This is a genomic window from Streptomyces sp. NPDC057307 (assembly GCF_042667665.1).
In the GTDB taxonomy this organism is placed as follows: domain Bacteria; phylum Actinomycetota; class Actinomycetes; order Streptomycetales; family Streptomycetaceae; genus Streptomyces.
On sequence record NZ_JBHUZM010000021.1, the window covers coordinates 21,923 to 38,738 of the forward strand.

The 16,816-nt window shown below is 70.5% G+C and carries 18 protein-coding genes; 13 read left to right on the forward strand and 5 right to left on the reverse strand.

Annotated elements, in window-relative coordinates; genetic code table 11:
* Positions 1-28: 28 nt before the first annotated feature.
* The 3 genes from ACFUN8_RS11200 to ACFUN8_RS11210 all read left to right on the forward strand — a co-directional run bounded on the left by ACFUN8_RS11200 (position 29) and on the right by ACFUN8_RS11210 (position 2,682).
* On the forward strand, positions 29-790 hold the full coding sequence (locus tag ACFUN8_RS11200) for an SDR family NAD(P)-dependent oxidoreductase (protein ID WP_383634530.1): 762 nt from the start codon (positions 29-31) through the stop codon (positions 788-790).
* The gene (locus ACFUN8_RS11205) at positions 787-1,857 is read left to right on the forward strand and encodes a threonine aldolase family protein (RefSeq protein WP_383634625.1); all 1,071 of its coding nucleotides are present in this window, start codon (positions 787-789) and stop codon (positions 1,855-1,857) included. The genes ACFUN8_RS11200 and ACFUN8_RS11205 overlap by 4 nt, the downstream gene beginning before the upstream one ends.
* Positions 1,858-1,989: 132 nt before the next feature.
* Positions 1,990-2,682, forward strand: a complete 693-nt coding sequence (locus tag ACFUN8_RS11210) for a B3/4 domain-containing protein (protein ID WP_383634532.1) — start codon at positions 1,990-1,992, stop codon at positions 2,680-2,682.
* 89 nt (positions 2,683-2,771) lie between these two features.
* On the opposite strand, the gene ACFUN8_RS11215 is transcribed toward ACFUN8_RS11210, so the two are convergent.
* Entirely contained in the window at positions 2,772-3,494 is a 723-nt protein-coding gene (locus tag ACFUN8_RS11215; protein WP_383634534.1) for a lysophospholipid acyltransferase family protein, read from the reverse strand.
* A gap of 176 nt (positions 3,495-3,670) precedes the next feature.
* Positions 3,671-4,087, reverse strand: a complete 417-nt coding sequence (locus ACFUN8_RS11220; protein WP_383634536.1) for a DUF4395 domain-containing protein — start codon at positions 4,085-4,087, stop codon at positions 3,671-3,673.
* A gap of 92 nt (positions 4,088-4,179) precedes the next feature.
* Between ACFUN8_RS11220 and ACFUN8_RS11225 the strand changes: the two genes are divergently transcribed.
* The 5 genes from ACFUN8_RS11225 (at position 4,180) to ACFUN8_RS11245 (ending at position 8,928) form a co-directional block, all read left to right on the forward strand.
* The gene (locus ACFUN8_RS11225; protein ID WP_383634627.1) at positions 4,180-4,602 is read left to right on the forward strand and encodes a TlpA family protein disulfide reductase; all 423 of its coding nucleotides are present in this window, start codon (positions 4,180-4,182) and stop codon (positions 4,600-4,602) included.
* 216 nt (positions 4,603-4,818) lie between these two features.
* Complete coding sequence (locus ACFUN8_RS11230) at positions 4,819-5,619, forward strand: electron transfer flavoprotein subunit beta/FixA family protein (RefSeq protein WP_382563832.1); 801 nt, start codon at positions 4,819-4,821, stop codon at positions 5,617-5,619.
* 73 nt (positions 5,620-5,692) lie between these two features.
* Complete coding sequence (locus ACFUN8_RS11235; protein ID WP_383634538.1) at positions 5,693-6,655, forward strand: electron transfer flavoprotein subunit alpha/FixB family protein; 963 nt, start codon at positions 5,693-5,695, stop codon at positions 6,653-6,655.
* Positions 6,656-6,837: 182 nt separating this feature from the next.
* Entirely contained in the window at positions 6,838-8,142 is a 1,305-nt protein-coding gene (locus ACFUN8_RS11240) for a DUF6986 family protein (protein ID WP_383634629.1), read from the forward strand.
* Positions 8,143-8,235: 93 nt separating this feature from the next.
* Positions 8,236-8,928: a hypothetical protein gene (locus ACFUN8_RS11245; RefSeq protein WP_383634540.1), complete on the forward strand. Its 693-nt coding sequence runs from the start codon at positions 8,236-8,238 to the stop codon at positions 8,926-8,928.
* Here ACFUN8_RS11245 and ACFUN8_RS11250 read toward each other — a convergent pair.
* Positions 8,914-9,957: a LacI family DNA-binding transcriptional regulator gene (locus tag ACFUN8_RS11250; RefSeq protein WP_382563836.1), complete on the reverse strand. Its 1,044-nt coding sequence runs from the start codon at positions 9,955-9,957 to the stop codon at positions 8,914-8,916. The two genes, ACFUN8_RS11245 and ACFUN8_RS11250, sit on opposite strands and share 15 nt — an antisense overlap.
* A 173-nt stretch (positions 9,958-10,130) precedes the next feature.
* Between ACFUN8_RS11250 and ACFUN8_RS11255 the strand changes: the two genes are divergently transcribed.
* The 4 genes from ACFUN8_RS11255 (at position 10,131) to ACFUN8_RS11270 (ending at position 14,539) form a co-directional block, all read left to right on the forward strand.
* Positions 10,131-11,114, forward strand: coding sequence for an ROK family protein (locus ACFUN8_RS11255; protein ID WP_383634542.1), 984 nt, complete (start codon positions 10,131-10,133; stop codon positions 11,112-11,114).
* A gap of 240 nt (positions 11,115-11,354) precedes the next feature.
* Positions 11,355-12,713: an ABC transporter substrate-binding protein gene (locus ACFUN8_RS11260; RefSeq protein WP_383634544.1), complete on the forward strand. Its 1,359-nt coding sequence runs from the start codon at positions 11,355-11,357 to the stop codon at positions 12,711-12,713.
* 3 nt (positions 12,714-12,716) lie between these two features.
* On the forward strand, positions 12,717-13,631 hold the full coding sequence (locus ACFUN8_RS11265; protein ID WP_383634546.1) for a carbohydrate ABC transporter permease: 915 nt from the start codon (positions 12,717-12,719) through the stop codon (positions 13,629-13,631).
* Positions 13,628-14,539, forward strand: a complete 912-nt coding sequence (locus tag ACFUN8_RS11270; RefSeq protein WP_383634548.1) for a carbohydrate ABC transporter permease — start codon at positions 13,628-13,630, stop codon at positions 14,537-14,539. The genes ACFUN8_RS11265 and ACFUN8_RS11270 overlap by 4 nt, the downstream gene beginning before the upstream one ends.
* Before the next feature lie 49 nt (positions 14,540-14,588).
* Here the strand turns inward: ACFUN8_RS11270 and ACFUN8_RS11275 are convergent, their stop codons facing one another.
* Positions 14,589-14,765 (reverse strand): hypothetical protein, encoded by a 177-nt coding sequence (locus tag ACFUN8_RS11275; RefSeq protein ID WP_382563844.1) that lies wholly within the window; start codon positions 14,763-14,765, stop codon positions 14,589-14,591.
* A gap of 229 nt (positions 14,766-14,994) precedes the next feature.
* Between ACFUN8_RS11275 and ACFUN8_RS11280 the strand changes: the two genes are divergently transcribed.
* On the forward strand, positions 14,995-16,041 hold the full coding sequence (locus tag ACFUN8_RS11280; protein ID WP_383634551.1) for an NUDIX domain-containing protein: 1,047 nt from the start codon (positions 14,995-14,997) through the stop codon (positions 16,039-16,041).
* On the opposite strand, the gene ACFUN8_RS11285 is transcribed toward ACFUN8_RS11280, so the two are convergent.
* Positions 15,982-16,725 (reverse strand): MBL fold metallo-hydrolase, encoded by a 744-nt coding sequence (locus tag ACFUN8_RS11285; protein WP_383634553.1) that lies wholly within the window; start codon positions 16,723-16,725, stop codon positions 15,982-15,984. The genes ACFUN8_RS11280 and ACFUN8_RS11285 overlap by 60 nt on opposite strands.
* Positions 16,726-16,816 lie beyond the last annotated feature (91 nt).

The window sequence follows — 16,816 nt, forward strand, 5'->3', positions numbered from 1 at the left end:
GGACACCGGCATGACGGAGAAGACGACCATGAGCACAAGCACCGGAGCGGGCGGCGCACTGGACGGCGCCGTCGTCGCGGTCGCCGGAGCGGGCGGCCCCGCCGGGCGCGCCACGCTGCTGCGCCTGGCCTCGGCCGGTGCGACGGTGATGGCCGCCGACGCGGACGCCGCGAGCCTCGCCGAGGCCGTCGAGGCGACGCGCCGCGTCCACGGCGACGCCACCGTCACCGGTGACACCGTCGACCTCCTCGACCCGGCGGCCACCCGCGCCTGGGCGGCCAGGACCGAGAAGGACGCCGGCCGGGTGGACGGACTCGTCCATCTCGTCGGCGGCTGGCGCGGCGGCAAGACCTTCGCCGACACCGATCTCGCCGACTGGGACCTGCTGGAGAAGCTGCTGATCCGCACCGTCCAGCACACCTCCCTGGCCTTCCACGACGGCCTGCTGCGCAGCGACCGCGGCCGCTACGTGCTGGTCAGCGCGGCGGGCGCCGGCAAGCCCACGGCCGGCAACGCCGCCTACGCGGCGGCCAAGGCGGCGGCCGAGGCGTGGACACTGGCGCTGGGCGACGACTTCCGCAAGGCCGGGGGCGACGAGGGGCCGCGCGCGGCGGCTGCGATCCTGGTCGTCAAGGCACTGGTGCACGACGCGATGCGCGCCGAGCGCCCGAATGCGAAATTCGCGGGCTTCACGGACACCGGAGAGCTGGCCGACGCCATCGCCGGAGTCTGGGACCGGCCCGCCGGTGAAGTGAACGGAAAACGCCTGTGGCTGACCCCCGAGTCATGAGGTCCCGTACGACGGCCGCGCGTGCGCACCACGACCCCGACACGCGCGGCTTCGCCAGCGACAACTACGCGGGCGCCCACCCCGAGGTGCTGGCCGCGCTCGCGCTGGCCAACGGCGGCCACCAGATCGCGTACGGCGAGGACGAGTACACCGACCATCTCCAGCGCGTCATGCACGGCCACTTCGGCCCCACCGCGCAGGCGTTCCCGGTCTTCAACGGCACCGGGGCGAACGTCGTCGCGCTCCAGGCGATGACCGACCGCTGGTCCGCGGTGATCTGCGCCGAGTCCGCGCACATCAATGTGGACGAGGGCGGGGCGCCCGAGCGGGTCGGCGGGCTCAAGCTGCTCGCCGTGCCGACCCCGGACGGCAAGCTCACCCCGGAGCTGGTCGACCGGCAGGCGTGGGGGTACGACGACGAGCACCGCGCCATGCCGCAGGTCGTGTCGATCACCCAGAACACCGAACTGGGCACGGTCTACACCCCGGACGAGATCCGCGCGCTCTGCGAGCACGCCCACGAGCGGGGCATGAAGGTCCATCTCGACGGGGCCCGGATATCCAACGCCGCCGCCTCCCTCGACGTACCGATGCGCACCTTCACCAACACCGTCGGTGTGGACGTGCTGAGTTACGGCGGCACGAAGAACGGCGCGATCTTCGGCGAGGCCGTCGTCGTGATCGACCCCGACTCGGTGCGCGCGATGAAGCGGCTGCGCAAGCTGTCGATGCAGCTCAGCTCCAAGATGCGGTTCGTCTCCGTGCAGTTGGAGGCGCTGCTGGCCGGCGACCTGTGGCTGCGCAACGCCCGGCACAGCAACGCCATGGCGCGGCGGCTCGCCGACGGCGTGCGCGCGGTCGGCGGCGTCGAGATCCTGCACCCCGTCCAGGCCAACGCCGTCTTCGCGCGGCTGCCGCACGACGTGAGCGTGCGCCTCCAGAAGCGCTTCCGCTTCTACTTCTGGGACGAGGCGGCCGGCGACGTGCGCTGGATGTGCGCCTTCGACACCACCGAGGACGACGTCGACGCGTTCGTCCAGGCGCTGAAGGAAGAGATGGCCAGGTAGCCGACGGCCGGGATCCCAGGCGGCCGACGGCCGCGACCTCGCACGGGCGGCGCAGCTCCGGCGGTGCATTACAGTAGACCTCTCGGTGTGCTGTGATGCACCGCTTCCGTATGTCCCGAGGCAAGGCTGACGATGACCCTGACACTCACCGTGTCGGACGAGGTGCACACCCTCGTCCCCGGCTTCACCCCGCTCGCCGTCGAGGCCCACGGGCTGGTGAACGGCCCCAGCAACGAGGCGAGTTCGGCGCTGCTCGACGACGCGGCCCGGCGACTCGCCGCCCGGCTCGACGGGCGCGCCCCGCACGAGGACCCGCACATGGCCGCCTGGCGCGCGGCGTACACGGCCTTCGGCAGCAAGCCGTCCCGTACCCGCAACTCGGCCGAGGCGCTGGCCAAGCGCGCCCTCGCCGACGGCGGTCTGCCCCGGATCAATCTGCTCGTGGACCTCTACAACGCGATCAGCGTGGCCCATCTGATCCCGGTCGGCGGCGAGGACCTCGACCGGATCACGGGTCCCATGCGCCTCGTACGGGCCGCCGGCGACGAGCCGTTCCACACCGCCGCGGGCGGCGAGAGCGTCGTCGAGCACCCGGACGCGGGCGAGGTCGTGTGGCGCGACGACGAGGGCGTCACCTGCCGCCGCTGGAACTGGCGCCAAGGTGTGCGCACCCGGCTCACCGAGGAGTCTGTGAACGCCGTCTTCCTGCTGGAGAGCCTGGCCCCGACGACCCGCGCGGAACTCGACGCCGCCGGCACCGAACTCGCCGAATCACTGGAGAAGTTGAGCCCCGGGGCACGGATCACGGTGCACCCCGCGGGCTGACGCACCACCGGACGGCAGGGCGGGGTCACGGACCGGGCATGACGGACCAGCAGTGACGTTTCGGTGCAGTCGTCCGTAGGGCCGTGGGCTCAGCCGGCTTCGCGGGCCTCGGCCGGCGTCGGAGCCGTACCGCCCAGGTGCGCCGGCACCCACCAGGTGTCGTTCGCGTCCTTGGGCCGTACCGGATAGGCGCGCTGGGCGGCTTCGAGCAGCTCCTGCACCCGCTCGCGCAGCCGCCGGGTGATCGCACCCGCGTACTGGTCGGCGGGGGCCTCCAGCGGCTCGCCGACCCGCATCGTCACCGGGATGTGGCTGCGCCGGAAGTTGCGGGGGCGCCCCTTGGTCCAGAGCCGCTGGGTGCCCCACAGCGCCATCGGGATCAGTGGCACGCCGGCCTCCTGCGCCAGGCGCGCCGCGCCGGACTTGAAGGACTTGAGCGTGAAGGACTGCGAGATGGTCGCCTCCGGGAACACGCCGATGATCTCGCCGGAGCGCAGCGAGTCGAGCGCGTGCGAGTAGGCGGTCTCGCCCTGGTTCCGGTCCACCGGGATGTGCTTCATGCCGCGCATGAGCGGGCCCGAGACCTTGTGCCGGAAGACGGAGTCCTTCGCCATGAAGCGGACGAGACGCTTCTGGGGGAGCGCGGTGAGCCCGGTGAAGATGAAGTCCAGATAGCTGATGTGGTTGCTGACGAGCACGGCACCGCCGGTACGCGGAATGTTCTCGGAGCCCTGAGTCTCGATCTTGAGGTCCAGCGCCTTGAACATCGTGCGGGCGGCGCCGATGACCGGCCGGTAGACGAGCTCTGCCATCTGGAGGAGACCCTTCTGTTCCCGGGGAGGGTTCTCCCGACGGAAGCTACGCAGCCGTAGGTTTTCGGCATTGGGCAGATCGTGCCCCAAACACGGCCTTGTGGCCAGTCCTGCCGACGGCGCGGAGCGAGATTCTCATCACGTCATTCCCGGGTGATCAGGGCGTTTGCCGCAGCTCAGCGCAGCGCCGCGGTCGTACGGCGCAGCAGGAGGTACATCTCGCAGCCGAGGCAGTAGCCGAAGACGGCGTTGAGGAAGGCGGCGGCGAGCGCGCACGCCGTGGCGGCCAGTCCGAGCCAGGCAGGCCCCCACAGATAGCCGACGAGCCCCACCACCGCGAAGACCAGCCCGACCGCCTGCGCGAAACGCGGCGGCTCCGGGGACTCGAACTCCGTGGGCGGTCCGAGCCTCGGCCGTACGACGGCGCGGAACAGGAAGCCGTACGGCGACCGCCCCACGCCGGCCAGCGCGCCCACCGCGAAGACCAGCGCCTGCCAGCCGAGAAGCGCGCCGCTGCCGGTGACGAGGACCACGGCCAGCACGACGGTGGTGACGGCCGCGCCGAAGCGGGGACCCCTGACATCAATGTTCATGACACCAGCATCGCTCAGGGCCGCACGCCCGTGACCGCGGAATATTTTGCGGTCGTGTGAACGCTGCACCAGGGATGACGACGACAGGACTCATGGTGTGCGTGGCGGTGCTCGCGGCGGCGAGTCTGTTCGGCGTGCTCCACCGCCGTACGAACGGGAGGCTCAAGGTGCGCGGGCGTGACGGCGAAAGACGGCTCGGCGCGGCCGAGTTGGGCACGGAGTTGGGGGAGCGCGCCACGCTCGTGCAGTTCTCCAGCGCGTTCTGCCAGCCCTGCCGTGCCACCCGGCGCACGCTCGCCGACGTCACCGGCATGGTCGACGGCGTCGCCCATGTGGAGCTGGACGCCGAGGACCGACTGGAGCTGGTCCGTGAGTTGGGCATCCTCAAGACGCCCACGGTGCTCGTCCTCGACGCGGCGGGCCGGATCGTCCGCAGGGCGGCGGGGGCACCCCGTAAGGCCGATGTGATCGCCGCCCTGGGTGTGGCGGTGTCCGGCGCGACGCCCGGCGACTGAGGGAACTCCCGGCCGGCGGGCCGGTGGGGCGCCGGGTGGGCCGCGTTGGCAAGGTCACAGTTCACAGCGCTTGCTCAGCGGGCATCAGGTGGATGTACTGGCGAGTAATATTATGGTCGGTGCGCGGGTCGACCTGACCGGAAAACCCCCCATCAGGCGCCTATGCTGCGAACGACAAGGCAGCCCGGAAAATGACGATGCAGTAGGAGAGCCGGCGTGAGCTTGAGGATCGTTGTCTGTGTGAAGTACGTGCCCGACGCCACGGGTGACCGGCATTTCGCCGATGACCTGACGCTGGACCGTGACGATGTGGACGGTCTGCTGTCGGAGCTGGACGAGTACGCGGTCGAGCAGGCGTTGCAGATCGCCGCGGCCCACAACGACGCCGGCGACGGCGACGCGGAGGTCACCGTTCTGACCGTCGGCCCCGAGGACGCCAAGGACGCGCTGCGCAAGGCGCTGTCGATGGGCGCGGACAAGGCGGTCCACGTCGAGGACGACGATCTGCACGGCACGGACGCGCTGGGCACCTCGCTGGTCCTGGCGAAGGCCGTCGAGAAGACCGGCTACGACCTGGTGATCTGCGGCATGGCCTCCACCGACGGCACGATGGGCGTCCTGCCCGCGATGCTCTCGGAGCGCCTGGGCGTGCCGCAGGTGACGCTGCTGTCCGAGGTGTCGGTCGAGGGCGGCACCGTCAAGGGCCGCCGCGACGGCGACGCGGCGACCGAGCAGCTCGAAGCCTCCCTGCCCGCCGTCGTGTCGGTGACGGACCAGTCGGGCGAGGCCCGCTACCCCTCGTTCAAGGGGATCATGGCGGCGAAGAAGAAGCCGGTGGAGTCCCTGGACCTGGGGGACCTGGACATCGAGGCCGGGGACGTCGGCCTCGAAGGCGCGTGGACGGCCGTCGACTCGGCCACGGAGCGCCCGGCCCGTACGGCGGGCACGATCGTCAACGACGAGGGCAAGGGCGGCGACCAGCTGGCCGAGTACCTCGTGAGCCAGAAGTTCATCTGACGGGTGCGGTCCACCGCCCCCGTAGCCGGTCCCGGTTCCTTCACGCACACGCATTCGCAGGAGAACACATCCCATGGCTGAAGTCCTCGTCTATGTCGATCATGTGGACGGTGCCGTCCGCAAGCCCACCCTGGAGCTGCTGACGCTGGCCCGCCGCCTCGGCGACCCGGTCGCCGTCGCGCTCGGCGCGGGCGCCGCCGCCACCGCCGCCACGCTGGCGGAGCACGGCGCGGTGAAGGTGCTGACCGCCGACGCCCCCGAGTTCGCCGACTACCTCGTCGTCCCGAAGGTCGACGCCCTCCAGGCCGCGTACGACAGCGTGTCCCCGGTCGCCGTACTCGTCCCCTCGTCCGCCGAGGGCAAGGAGATCGCCGCCCGCCTCGCGGTGCGCATCGGCTCGGGTCTGATCACCGACGCGATCGACCTGACCGCCGACGACCAGGGCCCGGTGGCGACGCAGTCGGTGTTCGCCGCCGCGTACACCACCAACTCCCGCATCACCAAGGGCACTCCGGTCATCACCGTGAAGCCCAACTCCGCCCCCGTCGAGCCGGCCGCGGTCGCGGGCGCCGTCGAGGAGCTGGCGGTCACCTTCGGCGCGGCCGCCACCGGCACCAAGGTCGTCGCCCGTACGCCGCGCGAGTCCACCGGCCGCCCCGAGCTGACCGAGGCCGCGATCGTCGTCTCGGGCGGACGCGGCGTCAACGGCGCCGAGAACTTCGCGATCATCGAGGCGCTCGCCGACTCCCTCGGCGCGGCCGTGGGCGCCTCGCGCGCCGCTGTCGACGCCGGCTGGTACCCGCACTCCAACCAGGTCGGCCAGACCGGCAAGTCGGTCTCCCCGCAGCTGTACATCGCCTCCGGTATCTCGGGCGCGATCCAGCACCGGGCGGGTATGCAGACCTCGAAGACGATCGTCGCGGTCAACAAGGACGCCGAGGCGCCCATCTTCGACCTCGTCGACTACGGCGTCGTCGGCGACCTCTTCCAGGTCGTGCCCCAGCTCACCGAGGCCGTCAAGGCCCGTAAGGGCTGAGCCCGAGCAGCACCCGAAGGGGCCGTGCGGCGCACCCGCCGCGCGGCCCCTTCGTGCTGCGCGCTCGCTTCCCGGGCCACTCCGGGCGACCATTGACGCAGCCCGGGTCAGACGATTAACTTCACCATGCGGATGATGAATTCCATATAGCGGAAAGTGGAGGCGTAGGAATGGGCGTGGGAATGGGGCAGGACCGGCAGGACACGGTGACGACGAGCCTTCCGGACGCGGTCGGGACGAGCATCAGCGCCTCCCTCGCACCGGTCGACGCGGAACTCGCCCGCCGGTACCCGGGAGACCCCGGTACCCGCCAGCCCGTCCACACCGTCTACGTCCCCGCGGACGCCTTCGACGCGGGCACCGTCCGCTCCTGGGGCGACCAGGCACTCGCCGCCCTCGACGAACACGCCCCCGACGCCGCCTCCCTGGCACGCGCCCTCGGCCTCTCCGACGAACTGGCGGGCCCGGTGTACGAGCGGGTGCGGGCCAAGCTGGAGCGCGAGCCCGTCGAGGATCTGCGGATCGACTTCGAGGACGGCTACGGGGCGCACTCCGACGAGGAGGAGGACCTCGCCGCCGCGCGCGCCGCGCGCCTGGTCCACGAGGCGTACGCCGACGGCACCGCCGCCCCCTACATGGGCATCCGGATGAAGTGCCTGGAGGCCCCCGTACGGGACCGGGCCATCCGCACCCTCGATGTCTTCCTCAGCGGACTCGTGGCAGCCGGCGGGCTCCCCGCCGGGCTCGTCCTCACCCTGCCGAAGGTCACCTATCCCGAACAGGTCACCGCGATGGTGCGGCTGGCGGAGGAGTTCGAGAAGGCGCGCGGCCTGGAGCACGGCCGGATCGGCTTCGAGATCCAGATCGAGACCAGCCAGTCCATCCTCGCCGCCGACGGCACGGCCGCCGTGGCCCGGATGATCGGCGCGGCGGACGGCCGCGCCACCGGACTGCACTACGGCACCTTCGACTACAGCGCCTGCGTCGGGGTCAGCGCCGCCTACCAGTCCAGCGACCACCCGGCCGCCGACCACGCCAAGGCCGTCATGCAGGTCGCCGCGGCCGGCACCGGCGTACGGGTCTCCGACGGCTCGACCAACGTCCTGCCCGTCGGCCCCACCAGCCAGGTCCACGAGGCATGGCGGCTCCACTACGGGCTCACCCGCCGCGCCCTGGCCCGCGCCTACTACCAGGGCTGGGACATGCACCCCGGCCACCTGCCCACGCGCTACGCGGCCGTCTACGCCTTCTACCGCGAGGGCCTGGAGGCCGCGGCAGCGCGACTCGCGGCGTACGTGGCGAAGGCCGGCGGCGACGTGATGGACGAACCCGCCACCGCCAAGGCCCTCAGCGGCTATCTGCTGCGCGGACTGGACTGCGGAGCCCTCGACAGCGCCGAGGTCACCACGCTGACCGGTCTCACGCGCGCCGACCTGGAGAGCTTCGCGTCCCCGCGCCGCGCGGCCCTCACGGTCTCGGCGCCGTAGGCCCGGTCGGTCCGGTCGGTCCGGTCGCTGTCCTCCCGGCACCGTGCCGGGCCCGGCGACGGCTCCGGCGGACGGAGCCGTAAGAAGTCGCGCGTGCTCGTCGCCGCGGCGGTCGCGGCCGTGCTGCTCGCCGGGGGCGGTGCGACCTACGCGCTCGTCGACCGTGGCGGCTCCGCCACCGACGAGGACGTGGCCGGAGGGTCGCCGGGGAACCCCGACAAGGGCGCCGACGGCCGGGTCCTCGATCCGGGCGCCGTCACGCCCGAGGACAAGAGCCCGAGCGCGAAGCCGAAGGAGCAGGGCGACAAGAAGTCGAAGCCCCCGAAGGGCGACGCGACGTCGCCCGCGCCCGGCGGCGGTCCCGGTGGCTCCGACGCGGGCGGCAAGGGCAACGGCGGTTCCGACGGCGGAAGTTCCGGGTCCGGCGACGGGGGCACGGGCGGGAACGGCGGAGGCGGCGGCTCGAACGGCGGCGGCGGAGGCGGTACGGATCCGGCCCCCGCGCCCGTGTGCCACCCGATCGGCGGCGGCAAGTACAACTGCCAGGTCTGGCGCCAGGCCAACTCGTACACCGCGGACGGCACACAGGTCGGCGTGCTGAACGCGGGCACGAACTACTTCTACTGCCAGCAGAACCTCGGCCGCCGTGAGACGTCCGGCCGGTGGACCAATGTCTGGTGGGCCAAGACCGACGACGACAAGGGCAACACGAACGTCTTCGTCAGCGACGTCTACATCTCCGGCGGCGACAACGATCAGCCGCTGCCGGGCCTACCGGTCTGCTGACGGCGGCAGTTCGCCCGAGCCGCGCGCGATCAGCCGGGTGGGCAGCACCACCTGGCTGGGCGCGTCGGCCGCCCCGTCCAGCCGGCGGAACAGCCGCTCCGCCGCGGTACGGCCCAGGGTGGCGGCGTCCTGTGCGATGACCGTGACGCCGGGCTCCAGCAGGTCGGCCAGTTCGATGTCGTCGAATCCGACGAGGGCGACGGGCCGGTCGTGCGCGGCCAGTGCCCGTACGACGGTCACCGTCACCCGGTTGTTGCCGGTGAAGATCGCCGTGACCGGCTCCGGGGCGCCGAGCATCGTGACGACGGCCTCGTGCACCCGCTCGGGCGCGGTCGTGCCCAGCGACACCCAGGAGTCCTCCACCGGCAGACCCGCCTCCGCCATCGCGGCGCGGTAGCCGCCGAGGCGCTCCACCGCCGTATGGATCCGGGGCTGGTCACCGATGAACCCGATCCGCCGGTGGCCGTGCGCGACCAGATGGGCCGTGCCCGAGCGCGCGCCGCCGAAGCTGTCGGACAGCACGGCGTCCGCGTCGATCTGCCCGGCGGGACGGTCGACGAAGACCGTCGCGACCCCGGCCTTGATCTCCGGCTCCAGATAGCGGTGGTCGTGACCGGCCGGAATGATGATCAGCCCGTCCACCCGGCGCGCGCACAGGGCGAGCACCAGCTCCTGCTCGCGGTCCGGGTCCTCGGCGCTCGAACCGTTGATCAGCAGCGCCCCGTGGGCGCGCGCGACCTCTTCGACGGCGCGGTTCAGCGGGCCGTAAAATGGGTCCGCGAGATCTTCGAGCACCAGACCGATGCTGGCGGTACGGCCCTTGCGCAGCACGCGCGCCGAGTCGTTGCGGCGGAAGCCGAGCGCGTCGATGGCCTCCTGGACGCGCCGCTCGGTGTCCGGTGTCACGCCCGGCTCCGCGTTGACCACGCGGGACACCGTTTTGAGCCCCACTCCGGCACGGGCTGCCACATCTTTCATGGTGGGCCGATTACCGTAGCGGGGCTCGGGGTGACGGGCGGTGTCGGCCACTGTGCGCTGTCCTGTCGTCGTTCGGTTGTCATGCAAGGCTTGTGGCGTTGAGCATAGGCCCTGGACAACGTTGTCAGGTGAATGGAGACTGTTCCACGAACCCGCAGGTCCCACGCGCGTCCGCGACACCCCCGCCCGCGGGGACCCTCTCGTCCACTGGAGATCCGACACTGATGCATACCGACCTCGTAGCCGCTCTCGACATCGGCGGCACCAAGATCGCCGGCGCGTTGGTGGACGGCGGCGGGAAGATCCTCGTACGCGCCCGTCGGCCGACCCCGGCGACCGAGGACGGCGAGTCGGTGATGCGCGCGGTCACGGAGGTGCTCGAAGAGATCGGCGCGTCGCCGCTGTGGGCGCGCACGACAGCCGTCGGCATCGGCAGCGCGGGCCCCGTGGACGCGGCGGCCGGCACCGTCAGCCCGGTGAACGTTCCCGGCTGGCGTGGCTTCCCCTTGGTGGAGCGGGTCCGGCGGGCCACCGGCGGGCTGCCGGTGACGCTCGTGGGCGACGGCGTCGCCATGACGGCGGCCGAACACTGGCAGGGCGCGGCCCGCGGCTACGACAACGCGCTGTGCATGGTCGTCTCCACCGGCGTCGGCGGCGGTCTGGTGCTCGGCGGCAAGCTCCACGCCGGTCCGTCGGGCAACGCCGGTCATATCGGCCACATCAGTGTGGATCTCGACGGCGACCTCTGCCCCTGCGGCGGACGCGGCTGCGTCGAGCGCATCGCCAGCGGTCCCAACATCGCCCGCCGCGCCCTGGAGGGCGGCTGGCGGCCCGGCCCGGACGGTGACACCTCGGCGGCGGCGGTCGCCGCGGCGGCCCGTACCGGCGACGCGGTCGCCATCGCCTCGTTCGAGCGCGCCGCGCAGGCACTGGCCGCGGGGATCGCCGCGACCGCCACGCTTGTGGAGATCGGGATCGCGGTCGTCGGCGGGGGAGTGGCGAACGCGGGCGACGTGCTCTTCCTGCCGCTGCGCCGCGCGCTGCGTGACTACGCGACGCTCTCGTTCGTCCAGAACCTCACCGTGGCACCGGCGTTGACCGGTACGAACGCGGGACTGGTGGGCGCGGCCGCGGCCGCCACGCTGGGGCGCGGGCCGGCCGCCCCGGCCCACAACAACGCGGCGATGACCGCTCCGACGAGCTTGTGACGGACCGTGACGCGCCCTGTTCCAGGGGTATGTGACGGGCCGTCAAAAGCCGTCCCGTACAGCCGTTTTCACCCCTGTGCCATTGCGCGCGTTTGCGGTGGAGGCTGTTCGGCTCTGTTGGAAGAGCCCCGGTAACGGTTGTTCGATATCGCGTCAGAACCCTTGACGACTCCTTCTCAGGGGAGTGAGATCCAACCCTCGCGTTCGGTTGTGTTGGGTCGCACCCCTGAGGAGGGGGACATGTCTCAGTCTCCGTTCAACGGTTCGGTGGTACCGGCGAGTCTGGCCGGACACCGGATCTCCCGGCGAAATCTTCTGCGTGGTGCGGCGGCCGGGGCGGGTGCGATCACACTGCCGTCACTGCTCGCCGCGTGCGGCGGCGGCCCCGGCGGTGACGGAAAGACCGTCACGATGGGCTCGAACGCCTCCGACCCGGTCCCCAAGAAGGCGTTCGCCCAGGCTTTCGCGGCGTACGAGAAGCAGTCCGAGGACAAGCGGACGGTCGACGTGAACACCGTCGACCACAACAGCTTCCAGGAGAACATCAGCCGGTATCTGCAGAGCAAGCCGGACGACGTCTTCATGTGGTTCGCCGGCTACCGGATGCAGTTCTTCGCCGAGAAGGGGCTGCTGCACGACATCAGCGACCTCTGGGGCGACTACACCGGCTTCTCCGCCGCGCTCAAGGCCCAGTCGACCGGCTCCGACGACAAGCAGTACCTCACGCCGTACTACTACTACCCGTGGGCGGTCTTCCACCGGAAGAGCGTCTTCGAGCGGTACGGCTACGAGGCGCCGCGCACCTTCGACGAGTACGTGGCGCTCGCCAGGCGGATGAAGAAGGACAAGCTGATCCCCATCGCGTTCGGCGACAAGGACGGCTGGCCCGCGATGGGCACCTTCGACTACATCAACATGCGCAGTAACGGCTACGAGTTCCACAAGTCGCTGATGGCGGGCGAGGAAGCCTGGACCGACAAGCGCGTCAAGGACGTCTTCGACACCTGGCGCGGCATCCTCCCGTACTGCCAGCAGGGCGCCAACGGCCGTACCTGGCAGGAGGCCGCGTCCAGCCTCCAGAAGGGCGAGAGCGGGATGGCCGTCTTCGGACTCCCGCACCCCGGCCAGCAGTTCGCCGAGGACGAGCAGGACGACATCGACTTCTTCGCCTTCCCCGAGATCAACCCGGAGCACGGCCAGGACGCGGTCGAGGCGCCCATCGACGGATTCCTGCTGGCGAAGAACTCCAAGAGCCTGAAGAACGACCGGACCATGGAGAGTGCCAGGGACTTGCTGTCGTGGCTGGCCACCGGCGAGGCCGAGGACCTCTATCTCGCGGGTGACCCCAACAACGTCGCGGTCAGCGAGGACGCCGACATCTCCAAGTACACGCCGCTGCAGAAGAAGGCGGTGGACCTGATCTCGGGATCGAAGCAGATATCGCAGTTCATGGACCGCGACACCCGGCCCGACTTCGCCTCCACGGTGATGATCCAGGCCATCCAGAGCTTCATCAACGACCCGAACGACGTGGACGGGCTGGTCAACGGGATCGAGCGGCAGAAGAAGACCCTCTTCGCCTCCGACGCCGGCAGCTGATCCGTGGCGTCCCTCACGACGCGTCGCACCCGGCGGCGGGGCCCGCGGCGGTTCTCCGCCCGGGACCGTGCCGTCCTGTGCGTGCTGCTGGGCATACCGCTCCTGCTCGACCTCGTCATCGTGTGGGGTCCCACCGTCGCCTCGATCGTGCTGTCCTTCACCGGCTGGGACGGCATCAGCGACATCGAGTGGGTCGGCACGGAGAACTACGAGAACCTGTTCACCAACTACCCGCAGTTCTGGCCCGCCGTGCGGCACAACCTGCTGTGGCTGGCCTTCCTCGGCCTGATCGCCACACCCTTCGGGCTGCTGCTCGCCGTACTCATCGACCGCGGTGTGCGCTTCAGCCGTTTCTACCAGTCCACGATCTATCTGCCGGTCGTGCTCTCGCTCGCCGTTGTCGGCTTCATCGCCCAACTCGTCTTCTCCCGCGACCAGGGCGCGCTCAACGCGATCCTCGGCGACACCGAGAGTCCCACCGACTGGCTCGGCGATCCGGACCTCAACATCTGGATGGTCCTGCTGGCCGCCGCCTGGCGGCACACCGGCTACGTGATGATCCTCTATCTGGCCGGTCTGAAGGCCGTCGACGCCTCTCTCAAGGAGGCGGCGGCCATCGACGGGGCGAGCGAGACTCAGACATTCTTCCGGGTCGTCTTTCCCACCCTGCGACCGGTCAACGTCATCGTCGGCGTCATCACGGTGATCGAGGGGCTGCGCGCCTTCGACATCGTCTACGCCGTCAACAAGGGCAGGAACGGCCTCGAACTGCTCTCGGTGCTCGTCACGGACAACATCATCGGGGAGGCGAGCCGGATCGGCTTCGGATCGGCCATCGCCGTCGTCCTGCTCCTCGTCTCCATGGGCTTCGTCGTGACGTATCTGGTCCAGGAGATCCGAGGGGAGAAGTCCCGATGAGCGCCACCGTCCACCCCGCCCGCGGACGCCGCGGCACGCCGGGCCGCGGACGCCGCGTCACGCCCGGCCGGCTCGGTGTCCACGCCTTCCTGATGGCGGTCTCGCTCGGGTTCCTGGCGCCGCTGCTGCTGGCCGTGTACGCCTCGCTCAGGCCGTACGACGAGACGGCCGAGCGTGGGTACTTCTCGCTGCCCGACACGCTCTCCTTCGACTACTACCGGCAGGCGTTCACCGACTCCGGGATGACGAAGTACTTCGTCAACACCCTGCTCATCGCCGTCCCCGGCGTGCTGCTCGCGCTCTTCCTCGCCTCGTTCGTGGCCTTCGCCGTGGCGCGGCTGAGGATGCGCGGATCGATCGTGCTGCTGATGCTGTTCACGGCCGGCAACCTGCTTCCGCAGCAGGTGATCATCACGCCGCTGTACGTCCTCTTCAACCGCATCCCGCTGCCGTACTGGATGTCCGACTCGATGACGATGTACGACTCGTACTGGGCCGTCGTCGCCGTCCAGGTCGGCTTCCAGATGGGCTTCTGCGTCTTCGTCCTGGCCAACTTCATGCGCACGCTGCCGATCGAGATCCTGGAGGCGGCGATCGTCGACGGCGCGAGCGTCTGGGCGCAGTACTGGCGGATCACCCTGCCGCTGTGCCGGCCGGCCCTCGCGGCCCTCGGCACGCTCCAGTTCACCTGGATGTACAACGACTTCCTGTGGGCGCTGGTCTTCATCTCCGACGGGGACAAGCTGCCCGTGACGTCGGCGCTCAACAATCTGCGCGGCCAGTTCTTCACCGATTACAACCTGTTGGCCGCGGGCTCGATCATCGTGGCGCTGCCGACGATCATCGTCTTCCTGCTGCTCCAGCGGCACTTCATCGCCGGGCTCACCCTCGGATCCAGCAAGGGCTGACAACCGGAGCCATGACTCCCCTCGCGGCACCCCCGCGGCCGCGACTTCCTCAGGAGGCGGGTTCTCTGGACTGCTGCGGCACCACCACCAGGAAGACGTCCGACTCCAGATCCATCACCACCTCGGCGGGGGTGCCCTCCCGGCGCCGCGCCCGCGCGAACTCCTCGGCGCGCCAGCTTCCGCGCGGGTCCCCGGCGGGAAATCTCTCCAGTACGTCGCGGTGCATCGCGTACCCCCTTGTCATATCCCGCTCCAACGACCTTCTGTCCGCATGTGTTACGGCTCCGGCTGAAAACGCTTCATGAGACAGGACGCGCCGCGGCCTCCGTAAGAGGTGGCGAACTGGCCACGGACCGACAACAGCAAGGTGTCGACGGGGCAGCCGGAATCGGCCACGTGTTTCCACTGCCGGGTGTTGCGGGCAATCCACATGGGGCTACGGAAGAGGGGGAACCGTGATCGTCTGGATCAACGGTGCGTTCGGAGCGGGCAAGACCAGTACGGCGCGCGAGCTGATCGACATGATCCCGAACAGCACCCTGTACGACCCCGGGCTGATCGGAGCCGGGCTGCGGGAGCTGCTGCCACCGAAGAGACTCGCCGAGGTGAGCGACTATCAGGACCTGCCCATCTGGCGCCGACTGGTCGTGGACACGGCCGCCGCGCTGCTCGCCGACGTGGGCGGCGTACTCGTCGTTCCGATGACGCTGCTGCGGCAGGAGTACCGGGACGAGATCTTCGGCGGTCTGGCATCCCGTCGCATTCCTGTCCGGCATGTGCTGCTGGCGCTGGACGAAACGATTTTGCGCGGGCGAATATCGGGGCGCGCCGGTGGTGGGGCGGGCGGCGGCGACCCGGCCCGGACCGAGCGCGCCCGCCAGTGGGCGTACGAACACATCGAGCCCTACCGCTCGGCCCTCGGCTGGCTCACGTCCGACGCGCTCGTCGTCGACGGCGGAGGGCTCACCCCGGCGCAGAGCGCGGCGGTGGTCGCCGAGGCCGTCCACGCGGGCACGGCGGGGCTCTGCGAGATCGTGCAGACACCCGAGCCGACGGCGGAGACCGTCGCGGCGGGTGTGCTCCTCTTCGACGAGCGGGACCGGGTACTGCTCGTCGATCCCACCTACAAGCCGGGCTGGGAGTTCCCCGGCGGTGTGGTCGAGCGCGGCGAGGCGCCCGCCCGTGCCGGGATGCGCGAGGTCACCGAGGAGATCGGGATCGAACTCGACCACGTACCGAGGCTGTTGGTGGTCGACTGGGAGCCGCCGAGGCCGCCCGGCTTCGGCGGTCTGCGGCTGCTCTTCGACGGTGGCACGCTGCCGGCCCACGACGCGGAGCGGCTGCTGCTGCCCGGCTCGGAGCTGCGCGGCTGGCGTTTCGTCACCGAGGACGAGGCGGCGTCGCTGCTGCCGCCCGCCCGCTTCGAGCGGCTGCGCTGGGCGCTATGTGCCCGGGAGCGGCGGACCGTGCTCAATCTGGAGGCCGGTGTCCCGGTCGGCTGACACCCGCAGTACGGAGGCGGCGTCCGTGGTGGCGTCGGTGACGAGCGGATCGCCATGCCCGAAACAGACGGTCGACGGACCGAGCGAGGCCAGCCGGATCATGGACCGCTTGGCGCTCTCGCGGTTGACGTTGAACACGCCGAGCATCACCCGGCGTTCGGCGGCGGCCACGGCGTCGCCCGTGAACAGCACGCCGTGGTACGGCAGATGGACGGCGATGGATCCGTACGTGTGCCCCGGTACGTGCACCACCCGGGCGCCGTCGCCGAAGGGCAGCTCGTCGCCGTCCTCCAGCTCGCGGTCGACCCGGGTGGGCGGCGCGGGCGGCACGGTCAGCCCGTGCTCGTACAGCGGTATCTCCCAGTCGAGGAGCAGCGGGTCGGGCACGGGCCACTCGCCGCGGATGATCGGTGCGTCGAGCCGGTGCGCCATCACCTCGGCGCCGTACCGCCCCGCCAGCTCCTGCGCCGCGCCCACATGGTCGCGGTGGCAGTGGGTGAGGACGACACGGCGCAGATTCCCGGGGGTCAGACCGAGATCGCGGATGGCGTATTCGATGTCCGGTGCCGCGTAGACATGACCGGAGTCGACGAGAGTCAGCTCGTTCTCGTCCTGCCACAAGTACGCCTGACCGATGGGGAAACGGAGCATATGCAGCCGTGGACTGATCGCAACGAGATCCATATCTCGAATGTATGCAGTGTGGAAGGGCTGTGCGCACCACTTCGCTGACGGCGATTTCCGCTGTCCGCAGAACGGCGGAGTGAACCTCCGC

Bases quoted from the DNA above. Each gene is read 5' to 3' on its own strand.
- ACFUN8_RS11275 (WP_382563844.1), bottom strand. From the start codon at position 14,765: ATGCACCGCGACGTACTGGAGAGATTTCCCGCCGGGGACCCGCGCGGA.
- ACFUN8_RS11215 (WP_383634534.1), bottom strand. From the start codon at position 3,494: ATGGCAGAGCTCGTCTACCGGCCGGTCATCGGCGCCGCCCGCACGATG.
- ACFUN8_RS11255 (WP_383634542.1), top strand. From the start codon at position 10,131: ATGCATACCGACCTCGTAGCCGCTCTCGACATCGGCGGCACCAAGATC.
- ACFUN8_RS11235 (WP_383634538.1), top strand. From the start codon at position 5,693: ATGGCTGAAGTCCTCGTCTATGTCGATCATGTGGACGGTGCCGTCCGC.
- ACFUN8_RS11205 (WP_383634625.1), top strand. From the start codon at position 787: ATGAGGTCCCGTACGACGGCCGCGCGTGCGCACCACGACCCCGACACG.
- ACFUN8_RS11225 (WP_383634627.1), top strand. From the start codon at position 4,180: ATGGTGTGCGTGGCGGTGCTCGCGGCGGCGAGTCTGTTCGGCGTGCTC.
- ACFUN8_RS11285 (WP_383634553.1), bottom strand. From the start codon at position 16,725: ATGGATCTCGTTGCGATCAGTCCACGGCTGCATATGCTCCGTTTCCCC.
- ACFUN8_RS11270 (WP_383634548.1), top strand. From the start codon at position 13,628: ATGAGCGCCACCGTCCACCCCGCCCGCGGACGCCGCGGCACGCCGGGC.
- ACFUN8_RS11240 (WP_383634629.1), top strand. From the start codon at position 6,838: ATGGGGCAGGACCGGCAGGACACGGTGACGACGAGCCTTCCGGACGCG.
- ACFUN8_RS11220 (WP_383634536.1), bottom strand. From the start codon at position 4,087: ATGAACATTGATGTCAGGGGTCCCCGCTTCGGCGCGGCCGTCACCACC.
- ACFUN8_RS11260 (WP_383634544.1), top strand. From the start codon at position 11,355: ATGTCTCAGTCTCCGTTCAACGGTTCGGTGGTACCGGCGAGTCTGGCC.
- ACFUN8_RS11210 (WP_383634532.1), top strand. From the start codon at position 1,990: ATGACCCTGACACTCACCGTGTCGGACGAGGTGCACACCCTCGTCCCC.
- ACFUN8_RS11200 (WP_383634530.1), top strand. From the start codon at position 29: ATGAGCACAAGCACCGGAGCGGGCGGCGCACTGGACGGCGCCGTCGTC.